This is a genomic window from Rhizobium sp. PRIMUS64, from assembly GCF_023006465.1.
Classification (GTDB): domain Bacteria; phylum Pseudomonadota; class Alphaproteobacteria; order Rhizobiales; family Rhizobiaceae; genus Rhizobium; species Rhizobium leguminosarum.
Genome location: NZ_JALBGX010000035.1, coordinates 45,164 through 60,068, shown reverse-complemented (window position 1 = coordinate 60,068; position 14,905 = coordinate 45,164). Strand labels below are relative to the sequence as shown.

At 61.9% G+C, this 14,905-nt stretch carries 9 protein-coding genes; 8 read left to right on the top strand and 1 reads right to left on the bottom strand.

Annotated elements, in window-relative coordinates:
* Positions 1-340: DUF4082 domain-containing protein (locus MOV76_RS16200; protein ID WP_247264883.1), on the top strand; the 340-nt coding region annotated here is incomplete at its 5' end.
* 102 nt (positions 341-442) lie between these two features.
* The gene (locus tag MOV76_RS16195; protein WP_247264882.1) at positions 443-1,627 is read left to right on the top strand and encodes a GTP-binding protein; all 1,185 of its coding nucleotides are present in this window, start codon (positions 443-445) and stop codon (positions 1,625-1,627) included.
* Between the two features lie 100 nt (positions 1,628-1,727).
* Here MOV76_RS16195 and MOV76_RS16190 read toward each other — a convergent pair whose 3' ends face one another.
* On the bottom strand, positions 1,728-2,078 hold the full coding sequence (locus MOV76_RS16190; RefSeq protein WP_247264881.1) for a hypothetical protein: 351 nt from the start codon (positions 2,076-2,078) through the stop codon (positions 1,728-1,730).
* 474 nt (positions 2,079-2,552) lie between these two features.
* Between MOV76_RS16190 and MOV76_RS16185 the strand changes: the two genes are divergently transcribed.
* From MOV76_RS16185 to lhgO, 6 genes are all read left to right on the top strand, one after another.
* On the top strand, positions 2,553-7,895 hold the full coding sequence (locus MOV76_RS16185) for a DUF4082 domain-containing protein (RefSeq protein WP_247264880.1): 5,343 nt from the start codon (positions 2,553-2,555) through the stop codon (positions 7,893-7,895).
* 22 nt (positions 7,896-7,917) lie between these two features.
* A complete protein-coding gene (locus MOV76_RS16180; protein ID WP_247264879.1) occupies positions 7,918-9,138 on the top strand; it encodes a GTP-binding protein in 1,221 nt (406 codons plus the stop codon).
* Positions 9,139-9,204: 66 nt separating this feature from the next.
* The gene (locus tag MOV76_RS16175) at positions 9,205-9,513 is read left to right on the top strand and encodes a hypothetical protein (protein WP_247264878.1); all 309 of its coding nucleotides are present in this window, start codon (positions 9,205-9,207) and stop codon (positions 9,511-9,513) included.
* 43 nt (positions 9,514-9,556) lie between these two features.
* Positions 9,557-11,701 carry a peptidase domain-containing ABC transporter gene (locus MOV76_RS16170; RefSeq protein WP_018246621.1) on the top strand — a complete coding sequence of 715 codons (2,145 nt, stop codon included), beginning with the start codon at positions 9,557-9,559 and terminating at the stop codon, positions 11,699-11,701.
* Positions 11,698-13,140, top strand: coding sequence for an HlyD family type I secretion periplasmic adaptor subunit (locus tag MOV76_RS16165; protein WP_247264877.1), 1,443 nt, complete (start codon positions 11,698-11,700; stop codon positions 13,138-13,140). Before MOV76_RS16170 ends, MOV76_RS16165 begins: the two co-directional genes overlap by 4 nt.
* 146 nt (positions 13,141-13,286) lie before the next feature.
* The gene (gene lhgO, locus MOV76_RS16160) at positions 13,287-14,492 is read left to right on the top strand and encodes an L-2-hydroxyglutarate oxidase (protein ID WP_247264876.1); all 1,206 of its coding nucleotides are present in this window, start codon (positions 13,287-13,289) and stop codon (positions 14,490-14,492) included.
* Positions 14,493-14,905: the final 413 nt, after the last annotated feature.

The window sequence follows — 14,905 nt, the reverse complement described above, 5'->3', positions numbered from 1 at the left end:
CCTGTGGACCACGACCGGCACCAAGCTCGCCACCGCCACCTTCGCCAACACCACAGCGAGCGGCTGGCAGACGGTGAACTTCACAACTCCGGTCACGATTGCCGCCAATACCAACTATATTGCCTCCTATCATACCACCGGCGCTTACGTGGCAACTGATGGCTTCTTCGCTAATGCCGTCACCAACGGTCCGTTGACGGCCCAATCAAGTGCCGTCGCCGGCGGCAACGGTATCTATGCGTATGGCGGATCCGCCACCACGGGTCTCTTCCCGACCAACTCCTTCGATTCAGCGAATTACTATGCCGACGTTGTCTTCCGGCCGCAGCTCGTCGGATGAAGCAAAGGACAAGGTTACGGACCAGTTTCGAATGAGGCTCATAAGACGCAAATGCTGGTCGCGGCGAGAGGCGCTCCGACCGTCCACATTCAAGGAATGCCGATGAACAGGATCGAGCGGCTCCCGGTAACCGTGCTTGCCGGCTTTCTCGGCGCCGGCAAGACGACGCTCCTCAGCCACGTCTTGAATAACCGTCAGGGCCTGCGGGTCGCTGTCATTGTCAACGATATGAGTGAAGTGAACATAGACGCCAGTCTCATTCGAGACGGCGGGTGTAATCTGTCGCATACGACGGAGACGTTGATCGAGCTCAGCAATGGCTGCATATGCTGTACCCTGCGCAACGACCTCCTGACGGAAGTACGACGACTGGCAGAAGAGCGGCGATACGACTATCTGTTGATCGAAGGCACCGGCATTGCCGAGCCATGCCCTATCGCGGCAACCTTTTCCTTCCGCGACGAGAACGGCGTTTCGCTCGCCGATTTTGCCAGCCTCGACACAATGGTCACCGTGGTCGACGCTGCAAACCTGTTGGCCGACTTCAGCAGTGCCGATCTGCTTGCCGACCGCGGCCTGCAACGCGACGGTGAGGACCGGCGCACACTCATCGACCTGCTGGTGGATCAGATCGAGTTTGCCGATATTGTCGTGATCAACAAGATCTCGGACGCGACCGAAGAGATCCGTGCGGAAGTCCGCAAGATAGTTACCGCGCTCAACCCGGATGCGCGCCAGGTGGAGACGGATTTCGGCGAGGTTTCTCTGGCAACTGTTCTCAATACGGGCCTCTTCGATGAAGCAAAGGCCGCCGCCCATCCGTTGTGGCACAAGGAACTGTACAACCCGGGCGACCATGTCCCAGAGACGGAAGAATATGGGGTATCGAGCTTTGTCTATCGCACGCGGCGTCCCTTCGACCCCAGGCGGTTTCGAGCATTCCTGGACGAGCCTTGGCCGGGGGTAATCCGCGCCAAAGGCCATTTCTGGCTTGCCACGCGCCCGCGTCATGTGGGTCTGATGTCGGCTGCCGGGGTGCAGCGGCGCTGCGAGCCCATGGGTCTCTGGTGGGCAGCTGTGCCCCGGCAGGACTGGCCGAACCATCAGCAGTTTCGTCAGCATCTCGAGAGCCGGTGGGACAGCGCTTGGGGCGACCGTCGGCAGGAATTGGTTTTTATCGGCGTTGATATGGACGAGACAGGTGTGCGGACCGCACTGGACGGATGCCTCGCCAGCGCCGATCCAAGCGACTGGGCGACCCTCGAAGATCCGTTTCCTGCCTGGTAGCACGGGCGGCGCAAGACAACGTAACCGGCTCGAGCAGCCGATCCGGCCCGGAATTTTTTCAACCAGCGTCAGCTACCTAGGACAGGACCCTTGCCCATCGTCACGGCTTGGTTCGGCAGCCATTTGCCAGGCGAGATATCTGGTCTCGCGCCCCCGTAAGTTCAAAGCCGGTGCTGTAATCTATCACACCGGCCTTGATGGCGAACATAGTGGCGAAATCAGCGCCAGATGTGAGGGCGGAAAGCAGCTTCGGATGCTTTGAGAGAACAATCGTTCGCCGATCGGGACTGTTCCCGTCGAGGCGGATCGTCTCTTTGTACCTCCCAATCTCGAAGCGCGCCAATCGCAGACCGCTCCCACCAACAGTGGCATCGCCAATCTCGAAGATGAGACCGTTCTTGGCGTCGCACCGGACCATGTAACAAGCTTCGATGTCGCTCGCATCAATCATTGAGCATGTTCCGACCGCTCCCGCATGCGAACCTGTGAGCTTAACCCATGGAGCGGGCGGCTCGACTTCCTGTGTGAGCGCAGGCGATGCCGCAAGGCAGGCGCCAAACACACACGCTGTCACGCCAATCACGCCTGCGACTGCCGGTCTGCTGAACCTCATCCTATCCTCGTTTTTCTACGACGTTGCGAGCCCAATAGCGTCTCGACTTGGACGTGCTTGTCAAGGTCGATTGAGAGGAGACGCAGAGCTTCGCCAACGCGAAACGGTGCGACCGGTGGGCCGGGCAGCTCTAGCCCGGAAAGGCTTTACCAGTAGCCGCAGGCAGCTCTGGGACTTTGTCGGCCGGCCTACGTTGAGGATCATCATATCGGCGTAGGGGATACCTCCCTCATACCCCAGATTGCTGTCGTACATTCCCTTAGCAAAGGTGCCAGAATACACGCCTTGCTATAGCGGTCGAAGGGCCGGCCAATGCGGGAGGGGACGCCGCTGATGCGGAGAATTCATGTCAGTAATCGTGAGTATTTGAGTACATTTGGTGGAGCGTTGAGTATCTGTCGTGCACCCTCAGCGTGGAGCGCAGTGCTGGGAACCGCGACGGTTGTATCTTCCACGAGTACCGATGGTTCCCAAAGCTTTGCCAGTAAGGGCAGCTTCGCCAATCTCGACGGCGCCGCCCTCGCGTCCTCCTACACAGGCAATATCATGCTGCCCGCCGCGTTGATCTCAGCAGGCGGCGTGCAGACGGCCTCGATTCCACCAACGGCGATGCCTGCGCCTGCAGGCGACGGCAGCGCACAGGACACGTCCGCCAAGACGGCGTCGGTTGCGACAGTGTTGCAGACGACGACTACGTCATCCGAGCGCACCGTGCTCGGCCCGGACCCGTACGAGGAGGCTGCGACGCTGCCTGCCGCGCCCGTGCTGACGGGTGTTACCAGCGATGCCGGCACGGGAGGCGCTACCACGCCGCCGGCCGATCCTGCCGCCGGTTCCGGCACGACGTCATTGCGCCTTCAAACCTCGATAGCCTCCATCTCGCTGGGGCCAAGCCAGGACGCTTCCGCCAATACGACCGCGGCCCCGACTGCGCTTGCAGCACCGGTGGCGGCGGCTGCAGCTGCTGCAACTGCTGCGACGCCCAACAAGATCGCGCTCGAGAACATGAAGCAAGGCAATCCGATCAGCGAGTGGGGTCTGGAGGGCGACGGCGGCGGCACCATCCAGGGCTTCGCCACCGAGATCAGCACGAATATCGGCCAGACGGTCGATTTCAAGATCGCCACCGATTCCACCCATTACCGCATCGATATCTACCGCATGGGCTATTATGGCGGGGACGGGGCGCGCAAGGTCGACTCCATCGAGCAATCGCTGACAACGGCGCAGATCCAGCCGCATCCGATCGTCGATATGTCGCTCGGCCTGATCGACTGCGGCAACTGGTCGGTCTCGGCGAGCTGGCAGATTCCGACGGACGCGGTCTCCGGCGTCTATTTCGCCAAGCTGGTGCGCGAGGACGGCGTTGAAGACGCCAGCATCATTCCTTTCGTCGTGCGCGACGACGCCTCCACCAGCAATATCGTCTTCCAGACGTCCGACACGACATGGCAGGCCTATAATGCCTGGGGCGGCGCCAGCCTCTATTATGGTCAGGTGCCCGTCGATCCGGCAGACATGATCGGTTACCTGCCGCCGAACTGCAGCTGCGGCCTGCAGGCCATCGGTCGGGCCTCGGCGGTCAGCTATAACAGGCCGATCATTACCAATACGAGCCCGATCGGCGGCTCGCACGACTACATTTTCGGCGTCGAATCCTCCGCCATTTCGTGGCTGGAACAGAACGGCTACGACGTTTCCTATATTTCCGGCGTCGATGCGACGCGCAACGGCGCGCTGCTGCTCAACCACGATGCCTATCTCTCCGTCGGGCATGACGAATATTGGTCTGCCGAACAGCGCGCCAATGTCGAGGCGGCGCGCGATGCCGGCGTCAACCTCGCCTTCTGGAGCGGCAACGAGTGCTACTGGAAGGTCCGCTGGGAAAGCAGCATCGACGGCAGTGGCCAGGCCTACCGCACCATGGTCTGCTACAAGGAAACCTGGGGCACGAGCACGGATCCGAGCAATGTCGGCACCGGCACCTGGCGCGATCCGCGCTATGCCGATCCGGGGCAGCAGCCGGAGAATGCGCTGACGGGCACGATGTTCCAGGTGGACAGCTACCGCCAGGATACGATCTCCATCCCCTACGACTATTCGAACCTACGCTTCTGGCGCAATACCGACGTTTCGGAGCTGCAGGACGGTGAGACCTACAATCTCGTGCAGAACCTGCTCGGCTACGAATGGGATTCCGATGTCGAGAACGGATTCCGTCCGGCCGGACTGATCAACTTGTCGCTCTCCTCGGTCTCGGTGAGCACGTATCTGCGCGACTATGGCGCGACGGTTGGCGATGCAGTGGCGACCCATAGTCTCACCATGTACCGGTCGGCAAGCGGCGCGCTGGTCTTCGGCGCCGGCACAGTCTTCTGGTCCTGGGGGCTGAGTGACAACCACCAAGGTCCGGCAACCTCGACCGATCGCAATGTGCAGCAGGCGATGGTAAACATGTTCGCGGACATGGGCATTCAGCCGACCACGCTGGATGCGAGCCTGATCCTTGCGACACAATCGACCGACACGCTGAAGCCCACCTCGTCGGTCACCTCGCCGATCGTCGGCGCAAGCTTCCTCGAAGGGCAGCATGTGACGATCACGGGAACGGCGCAGGATTTCGGCGGCGGCATCATTGCTGGCGTCGAAGTCTCGACCGATGGCGGCCAGCACTGGTTCAAGGCCACCGGCCGCGAGAGCTGGAGCTATAACTGGGTCGTCCAGGCGAGCGGAACCTACACGGTCATGTCACGGGCCGTCGACGACAGCGTCAATATGGAGGCGCCGTCTGTCGGCAAGCAGGTCACCGTCACCCTGCCGAGCACGCAGGGCCTATGGACGCTGGCGGAAAAGCCGGCGGTCGAATTGGCGATCGATCGCGATTCCGTCGAGCTCGGCCTGCGCTTCCAGGCGACGACGGCAGGCTTCGTGGAGGGCATCCGCTTCTACAAGGGCTTCTACAATATCGGCGACCATGTCGTCAGCCTCTGGAGCGCCGACGGAACACGGCTGGCAACGGGAGTATCGGTCGGCGAGTCGCTCTCCGGCTGGCAGACGGTGCTGTTCTCCAGCCCGATCCAGATTGCCGCCGGCACGACCTACGTGGCCTCCTATCACAGCGGCGGCTTCTACTCCGCCACCGAGAATTATTTCGCCAGCCCCTATGCCAGCGGCGCGCTGAAAGCCGTCGATGGCGGCGGCGTCTATGCCTATGGCGACAATGCCGGCACATTTCCCGGCCAGAGCCCCGGCACCGGCACCAACTACTGGGTCGACGTCGTCTTCGATGCCGGTCCCAACAGCGCGCCGGTTGCGACCGACGATATGGGGCTGACCATCACCCGCAACGACAGCGTCGTCATCTCGATTGCCTCGCTCATCGGAAACGATACGGATCCCAATGGCGATGCAATGACGATTTCGGCCGTCGGCAATGCCGTCAACGGGACGGTGACGCTCAATAGGCAGAACGGCACCGTCATCTTCACGCCGACCAACAATTATTCGGGTCCGGCAAGCTTCACCTATACGCTGTCGGACGGACGCGGCGGCACCGATCAGGCCAACGTCAGCCTCACCGTAAACCAGGGCCCTGCCGGGGAAACGCTGTTTACATCAAGCGAGGGGCCTACGGGCGCCAGCTTCAACGACGGTCAGTCGCTGGAACTCGGGATGAGGTTCGTCGCTTCGTCCAGCGGCATGATTACCGGCATCCGCTACTACAAGACCGCCGGCGATACCGGCGCCCATACCGGCTCCCTCTGGACGTCCGCCGGCACGCTGGTCGCGACCGCCAGCTTCGCCGACAGTGGATCGGTAAGCGGCTGGCAGACCGCGACATTCACCAACCCGGTGCATATCGCGGCCGGCACGACCTATGTCGCCTCCTACAGCACTACAGGCTCCTATGTGGCGACGGCAGATTATTTCACGTCAGCCCATACCAACGGCGGACTGACGGCGCTCGCCGGCAACAACGGCGTCTACGCTGTGGGGGGCTCGGCATTCCCGACCTCCAGCTATCAGTCGTCGAACTACTGGGTGGATGTCGTCTACACCCAGACAAGCAATGCGGTGCCGGTCGCCGCCAATGACAATGGCTACTCGACCTATTCCAACACGGCGCTGTCGATTGCAGCAGCCAGCCTGCTTGCAAACGACACCGATGCCGACGGCGACCCACTCAGCATCACCGGCGTCAATGGTGCCGTCAACGGAACGGTGACCTTCAACAGCCAGACCAAGTCCGTCATTTTCACCCCGACGGCGGGTTATACGGGTGCGGCAAGCTTCTCCTATTCGATCGCAGATGGATATGGCGGCGTAGCGTCGGCCACCGTCAGCCTCACTGTCGGCACGCCGCCCGTGCAGGGAACGACGTCAAGCCTGTTCAGCGGCGCCGATACGTCGGGTGTTGCCGCCGCCAATGACGCCAACTCGGTCGAACTCGGCGTCAAGTTCATCGCTTCCGCCAGCGGCCAGATCACCGGGCTCACCTATTACAGGAGCGCCCAGGATACCGGTACGCATGTCGGCTCGCTCTGGACGGCGAGCGGCCAGGTTCTGGCCCAGGCGACCTTCATCAACGAGACGGCGAGCGGCTGGCAGACGGTTTCCTTCACCCAGCCGATCAATGTTACGGCCGGCGCCACCTATGTGGCGAGCTACCATTCGAACGGTTTCTATTCCGCAACGGCGAACTACTTCACGACAGACCATACGAATGGCGCGCTGACGGCACCGTCGAGTGCTGCAAGCGGCGGCAACGGCCTTTATGCCTATGGCTCGGGCAGTCTGTTCCCGACCGCTTCCTACAATGCGAGCAATTACTGGGTCGACGTGCTCTATCAGCAGGGCGGCGCGCAGAACGCGGTTCCGGTCGCCGCCAATGACAGCGGCTTGTCGACCAATACCGGCTCGCCGATCACCATCCAGGCCTCAGTGCTCCTGGCAAACGACACCGATGCCGATGGCGATCCGCTTGTCATCACCGGCGTCAGTGGCGCGGCCAATGGCTCGGTCGCATACGACGCCCAGGCCCAGATGGTGACGTTCACGCCAACGGCAGGCTATTCGGGACCGGCGAGCTTCAGCTACGCAATTGCAGACGGCAAGGGCGGCACAGCGTCGGCGCAGGTTGCGCTCACCATCAACGGCGGCCAGACGGGAGGGCCGGAGCAGAACCTCTTTGCCGCCGATGCGACGCCTTCGATCGTCTCCGTCAATGACAACCAGCCAGTTAATCTCGGCATGAAATTCCAGGCCGATACGGCAGGCTGGGTCACCGGCATCCGCTTCTACAAAGGGGCAGACAATACAGGCCCGCACAGCGGCTATCTCTGGACCGCCTCGGGCACATTGCTCGGCAGCGTCAGCTTCAGCAACGAAACGGCAAGCGGCTGGCAGACCGCGACGCTCACCCAGCAGGTGGAGGTCGCCGCGGATACGCCCTATGTCGTTTCCTACAGCACCAACGGCAATTATTCGGCGACTGGCAATTACTTCAGCGCCGATGTGACGAACGGCGACTTGAGGGCGCTCAGCGGCAACAACGGCGTCTATGCCTATGGCTCGGGCGGCTTGTTCCCAAGTGCCAGCTATAACAGCACAAACTACTATGTGGACGTAGCATTCAGACCGCAGCTCGCGGCGTAGAAGAAGCGAGCGGGGAGTATCGATGACGAGTGCAGACAACAGACTTCCGGTCACGGTCCTTGCCGGCTTTCTCGGCGCCGGCAAGACGACGATCCTTAACCACGTCCTGCGCAATCGCGAGGGGCGTCGGGTCGCCGTCATCGTCAACGACATGAGCGAGGTGAATATCGATGCCGATCTCGTCCGCGACGGGGGAGCGAACCTGTCGCGGACGGACGAGACGCTGGTGGAGCTCACCAATGGCTGCATCTGCTGCACATTGCGCGACGACCTGCTGAGCGAAGTGCGCCGCCTCGCCGCCGCCGGCCGTTTCGATTATCTGCTGATCGAGGGCACCGGCATTGCCGAACCGTTGCCGGTCGCAGCGACCTTCTCCTTCCGCGACGAGAGCGGGGCAGCCCTCTGCGACGTCGCGCGGCTCGACACGATGGTTTCCGTCGTCGATGCGGTCAATCTTCTGGCCGATTATGCGAGCGCGGAGTTCCTGAGGGATCGCGGCGAGAGCCGGGACGGAGACGACGAGCGCAAGCTGGTGGAACTGCTCGTCGAGCAGATCGAATTTGCCGATGTCGTGGTCATCAACAAGGCGCGGGATGTGCCGCCTGCAGCGCTTGCCGAGGTTCGCCGCGTCGTTGCCGCGCTCAACCCCGATGCCCGCGTCATCGAGACCGGCTTCGGCCAGCTGAAGCTCGACGCCATCCTGAATACCGGCCTTTTCAGCGAAGCGAGAGCTGCCCGTCATCCGCTGTGGCACAAGGAACTCTTCGGTTGGGGCGACCATATGCCGGAGACGGAGGAATACGGTATTTCGAGCTTCGTCTATCGCAGCCGCCGGCCGTTCGATCCCTCCAGGCTGCGGGATTTTCTCGACAGGAAATGGCCGGGCCTCATCCGCGCGAAGGGCCATTTCTGGCTGGCGACAAGGCCCGACGAGATCGGCCTGCTATCGATTGCCGGCACGCAGTGCCGCATCGACAGCAAGGGCTTCTGGTGGGCGTCCGTGCCGAAGGCGCAATGGCCGCATTATCCGCAGTTCCGCCAGCTCATCGAACGGCATTGGGACGAGGTCTGGGGCGACCGCCGCCAGGAACTCGTTTTCATCGGCGCCGGCTTCGACGAAGACACAATCCGCACCGCACTCGACGACTGCCTGACCGGTGAGGAGACGGGCTTCGATCCGCAGACCGCTGCCGGACTTCGGGACCCGCTTCCGGCCTGGCAGCACGCACATTCACATCGATAGAGCATCCTAATGGACGTAAGACGCCCAAGGTGAAGACGTTTTGATTATCAACCAGAGGAGAGAACAATGAGCAACGAACTCTATGCAGATGGCATCGGCGAAATCACCATCACGGGAACGATCGTGCGCATCGACCTGATGTCGCTCTCGGCCACCGATCGTGACGCCAACAACAATCCGAAGCCGGTATTCCGCCAGCGCATCATCATGCCGGTCGATGCCTTCGCCAATGCGGTCGATCTCATGCAGAAGGCGCTTGGCGGGTTGGTCGAGGCTGGCGCGGTCCGTCGTATCGGTGATACGTCAACCGCGGCGGCTGCCGATATTCAGTCGATGCAGGCAGGCGCTTCGAACGCCTCGCCGAACTTCAACTGATAAAACAAATATTGCCTCAGTCTCGTATTGTTTCGGGTGGGCCATGAGTGGTTTTCTGCATACCAACCTTCACTGTCTTGCATTGGTCGCGCGTCATCACGGCGTCGATCTTGCTCCTGAACGATTGCAGCACGATTATGCCGTCGGCAACGATCCTGTTGTCTTGCGGCAGCTGCTGCGCATGGCCAAGGATGCCGGCCTCAGGGCAAAGCATCTGACGCTCGACTGGCGATCCCTGTTCCAACTTGGCGAGGCATTCCCGGTGCTCGCTGAGCTGACGAACGGCAACTGGGTGGTCATCGCCGGCGCTGTCGGGAGCGGGGAGGATGAGAGAATCCGCGTTCTCGACCCGCTGGCATCACGCGCCGAAGTGATGATGCTCAGCGAAGAGCAGTTCGGCAAGGCCTGGCTCGGATCGGTGATCCTGGTGAAGCGCAACTATCGCATGTCCGATGAGGACCGGCCCTTCGGCTTCCGCTGGTTCGTCCCCGAGATCATCAAGCAGCGCAGCTTCTTCCGCGATGTCGCGCTCGCCGCCTTCGTGCTCTACGGGCTGGGGCTGACGACGCCGATCTTCTTTCAGCTCGTCATCGACAAGGTGCTGGTGCATCAGAGCTATGCGACGCTGACGGTTCTCACGGCGGGCATTGCGATCGCGCTCGTCTTCGACGCGACCTTTACTTTCCTGCGCCGCTATCTGCTGCTCTATGCGACGAACAGGATCGACATCCGCGTGGCGACCCGCACCTTCGGCCATCTGCTCAACCTGCCGATCGCGCTCTTCGAACAGGCCTCGGCCGGCGTTCTCGTCAAGCATATGCAGCAGACGGGGCGCATCCGTGAATTCCTGACCGGCCGGCTATTTCTCACACTGTTGGACGGCGTTTCGCTCCTGGTCTTCGTGCCGATCCTGCTTCTCTATAGCGTCAAGCTGACGCTTGTCGTGCTCGGTTTCGCAGCCCTCGTGGGCCTCGTGGTGATGATGCTCGTCGGGCCGTTCCAGCGCCGGTTGCAGGCGCTCTACCAGGCCGAAGGCGACCGGCAGGCATTGCTGGTGGAAACCGTGCACGGCATGCGCACCGTCAAATCGCTGGCGCTGGAGCCGCGCCAGCGCAAGGTGTGGGACGATTATTCGGCCCAGTCGATCTCCGTGCGTTTCCGGGTCGACAAGATCTCGACCATCGCCCAGGCGATGACCGGACTGTTGGAGAAGCTGATGAGCGTCGCGATCATCGGCCTCGGCGCGCTCGATGTCTTCAGCGGCGCGATGACGATTGGCGCGCTGGTCGCCTTCAACATGCTTGCCGGCAGGGTCTCGGGACCACTGGTACAGATCGTCACCATGGTGCACGAATATCAGGAAGTCGCGCTCTCCGTGCGCATGCTCGGCGAGATCATGAACCAGCGGCCGGAGCAGGCGGGCCGCGGGCGAGGTGTACGGCCGCATCTGCAGGGCCGCATCGAATTCGACAGGGTCACCTTCCGCTACGGCCCGGACAGCGCGCCGGCGCTCGACAATGTCTCCTTCGCCATTCCGGCGGGCTGCTTGTTCGGGGTGGTCGGCAAGAGCGGCTCGGGCAAGACGACGATCACAAGGCTCATCCAGGGCCTCTATCAGAGCCAGGAAGGCCTCGTGCGCATGGATGGCTATGACAGCCGCGAGATCGACCTCGTGCATCTGAGAACGAGCATCGGCGTCGTGCTGCAGGATAGTTTCCTGTTTCGCGGCTCGGTGCGCGAGAATATTGCCGCCGCCAAGCCCGATGCCAGCATCGAGGAGATCATGGAAGTCGCCCGCATCGCCGGCGCCGAGGAGTTCATCGAGCGCCTGCCGCGCGGCTTTGACACGATGCTGGAGGAAAACGCCTCCAACCTTTCAGGCGGCCAGAAGCAGCGGCTTGCCATTGCCCGCGCGCTTATCACCGATCCGAAGCTGTTGATCTTCGACGAGGCGACGAGCGCGCTCGACCCCGACAGTGAGGCGATCATCCGCGAGAATCTGAGCCGCATCGCCGCCGGCCGCACTGTCGTCATCGTCTCGCACCGGCTTTCGACGCTCGTCGATGCCGATGCCATTCTCGTCATCGACCGTGGCAAGGTCGCCGATATCGGCCGGCACGATCAGCTTGTATCGCGCTGCATGACCTATCGCCATCTGTGGTCCCAGCAGATGAGGCAGGTCGCATGAACGCGCACACCAGAAAACCCAGCGAGAACCTGCCGGTCCCTTCAGACAAGGCTCCCTCAGACAAGGCGCCCTCGGGCAAGGGAAGGGAACTGACCGCCCGCCCGCCGCTGCCGCCGGCAATTGCCGAATTCCAGTCCGATGCCGTCGAGCTCGAGGAACGTGCGCCGCCCAGAGTTGCGCGCATGACGCTCTATTGCGTAACCGCGCTGATTGCTTCGGCGATCACCTGGGCCTCGGTCTCCTCGATCGACGAGGTGGTGATCGCGCCCGGCAAGCTCGTCACCACCCAGCCGACCATCGTCGTCCAGCCGCTCGAAACCTCGATCATCCGCACGATCGAGGTGAAGGCCGGCGAGGTCGTGCATACCGGTCAGACGCTCGCGACCCTCGACGCCACCTTCAGCCAGGCCGATGTCGACCAGCAGCAGGCGAAATTCTCCGCGCTCGACGCCCAGGTGAGGCGCATCGAGGCCGAGCTTGCCGGCGACGACTATACGAAGATGGCGGGAGATACGCCCGACCAGATGCTGCAGGCGCAGCTCTTCGGCCAGCGACGCGCCTTCTACGTGGCGCAGCTGCAGAATTTCGATCAGCAGATCGCCGGCCAATCGGCCGCTCTTGTGGCGAGCAAAAACCAGGAGGCGGTGCTCAATGACCGACGTGATGGGCTCTCACAGATCGAAGCAGCGCGGGAGAGGCTCTATGACAACCAGAGCGGTTCGCTAATCACGCTGCTCGGTTCGCGCGACGCCCGCCTCGACGTCGAATCCGATCTGACAGCCGTCCGCGGCCGGGCCGACGAGGCCGCACACGCCTATGCCAAGCTGAGGGCGGACCGGCAGGCCTTCATCGAGGATTTCCGCCGGGCGGCGATGGAGCAATTAGTGGAGCTGCGCGGCCAGCGTGACATGGCGGACGAGGAACTAAAGAAGATGGCACTGCGCCGCAACATGGTCGTGCTGACGGCTCCGGCCGATTCCGTCGTGCTCGACCTGGCGCAGCGCTCGGTCGGTTCGGTGGTGCGGGAGGCCGAGCCGGTGGTCACACTCGTGCCCATTAACGTGCCGCTGGAAGCGGAAGTCTCGATTAACACGCGCGATATCGGCCGGGTGGCCGTCGGCAAGGAAGCCCGTATCAAGCTCGACGCCTATCCGTTCCAGAAATACGGAACCGCGACAGGCGAGGTGAGGACCATCAGCCAGGACACCTTCCTAACCGGCCAACAGGAGCAGACCGCCACCCCCGGACAGCCGGCCGCCCCCTTTTTCAAGGCGCGGATCCTGCTTGCCGATACCCGGCTGAATGCCACAGATGTGCCGGTGCGACTGCTTCCCGGCATGACTGTGACCACCGAAATCAAGGTCGGCAACCGCACGGTGATCTCCTATTTCCTGTATCCGCTGCTGCGTGGCCTCGACAACGCAATACGCGAACCTTAGGACGTGATGGATCAGTCTCCCCGAACTGGGATCTCGAGTAAGATTCAAGGCAGAAATTTCGCGTCTCAAAGCCGCGGCCTGTCGCGCCGGCATGTTCGTGAAGTCGGATCTGCCCGGCTTCCGGCGTTAACTTCGATCGATTGGGAATGAGTGTCGCAATGATTCACGACGTCTGCATTATAGGCGGCGGCATAGTTGGTCTTGCCACCGCCATGGCCGTTCTGGAAAAGCGTCCCAGTGCAAGTGTAGTTCTCCTTGAAAAGGAGCCTGGCTTGGCCGTTCACCAGACAGGGCACAACAGCGGCGTCATCCACGCGGGAATCTACTATGCGCCAGGCAGCTTGAAAGCGCGCCTCTGTCGGGAGGGGGCCGATGCCATCAAGGCGTTCTGCAGGGAGAAGAGTGTACCCTATGAACAATGCGGAAAACTGGTGGTTGCCACCAACGAGCTCGAACACCGCCGCCTGAAGGACCTGGCCGAACGAGCAAAGATCAACAACATCGATATTGAATGGCTCGATCGGAATACGCTGAAACAACGCGAGCCCATGGTCGAAGGCGTCGCGGCAATTTTCGTTCGGGCGACGGGTATCGTCGACTACAAGGCTGTGTGCGTCGCCATGGGCGCTCAACTGGCCGCTCAGGGCGTGGAAATCGCATTGAATACGCAGGTTTCCGCGATCCGCGAAACCCCGGATCTCGTAGAGATTTCAGCGGGTGAGCGCAAATGGCGGGCCAGACAGCTGATCGCCTGCGCCGGCCTGCAGTCCGACCGCATCGCCAAACTTGCGGGCCTCAAGATCGATCATCAAATCATACCGTTCAGGGGCGAATATTTCCGTCTGCCGCCGTCGCGGAATGGACTGGTCAGGCACCTGATCTATCCGGTGCCCGATCCGTCGCTTCCATTCCTTGGCATTCATGTCACCAAGATGATCGACGGCAGCCTTACCGTCGGACCCAATGCGGTTCTGGGAATGGCGCGCGAGGGGTATCCGAAATTCAGCATAAACATCCGGGATCTCAGCGACTGTCTCTCGTTTCCGGGCCTATGGCGGCTTCTCTGGAAAAACGCAGGCGCCTCCGTGCACGAATTCAGGGACTCGCTGTGGCGGAAAAACTATCTGGAAGCGTGCCGCAAATACTGCCCGTCGCTGACACTCGAAGACCTTCAGCCGATGGAAGCGGGCATCCGGGCCCAGGCCGTGATGCGGGACGGGCGTCTGGAGCATGATTTCCTGTTCCTAAAGACGGGTCGCATGCTGCACGTCTGCAATGCGCCGTCGCCAGCAGCCACGTCGTCGATCCCGATCGGCCGGGATATTGCCGACAGGTGCTTTTCCGCCGGCTGAAGAAACCGTGAGGGAAACCGGATGACGTTCAAGACAAGATTTCCCGAAGTCGCAATGAACGATGCCGGTCGCTCCGACCGCGGAGCCAGCAGGAGGTCGAACTCGTTCCAGGTCAGGACTGGATGGGGGATCTTGCATAGCTTCGATGCGGCCGGCGCCATGCCGCTTGTCCGGCTCCGGGTGGCAGCCTCTTTCGTCTCTTCATTCTGCCGCCGCCGAAAGACGGGCTGACGACGCTGGTCCGGTTCGATGGAGCCGTTCTGCCAAGCCTTATGTCCTCGCCAGAAGTTTGTCAGTTCTGCTCGATTGCCCGAGCGGTAGGGCATCCCTGCCTGTTGCCCCGATCCAGTAGGCTGGTACCCACGCCAGTGACAACAACTATTCGTGCTTTCTTCACTCGACGGCGTTCCTTA

Excerpts from the sequence above, each read along its gene's own strand:
- MOV76_RS16195 (WP_247264882.1), top strand. The coding sequence starts at position 443 with ATGAACAGGATCGAGCGGCTCCCGGTAACCGTGCTTGCCGGCTTTCTC.
- MOV76_RS16190 (WP_247264881.1), bottom strand. The coding sequence starts at position 2,078 with ATGATTGATGCGAGCGACATCGAAGCTTGTTACATGGTCCGGTGCGAC.
- MOV76_RS16185 (WP_247264880.1), top strand. The coding sequence starts at position 2,553 with ATGCGGGAGGGGACGCCGCTGATGCGGAGAATTCATGTCAGTAATCGT.
- MOV76_RS16180 (WP_247264879.1), top strand. The coding sequence starts at position 7,918 with ATGACGAGTGCAGACAACAGACTTCCGGTCACGGTCCTTGCCGGCTTT.
- MOV76_RS16175 (WP_247264878.1), top strand. The coding sequence starts at position 9,205 with ATGAGCAACGAACTCTATGCAGATGGCATCGGCGAAATCACCATCACG.
- MOV76_RS16170 (WP_018246621.1), top strand. The coding sequence starts at position 9,557 with ATGAGTGGTTTTCTGCATACCAACCTTCACTGTCTTGCATTGGTCGCG.
- MOV76_RS16165 (WP_247264877.1), top strand. The coding sequence starts at position 11,698 with ATGAACGCGCACACCAGAAAACCCAGCGAGAACCTGCCGGTCCCTTCA.
- lhgO (WP_247264876.1), top strand. The coding sequence starts at position 13,287 with ATGAGTGTCGCAATGATTCACGACGTCTGCATTATAGGCGGCGGCATA.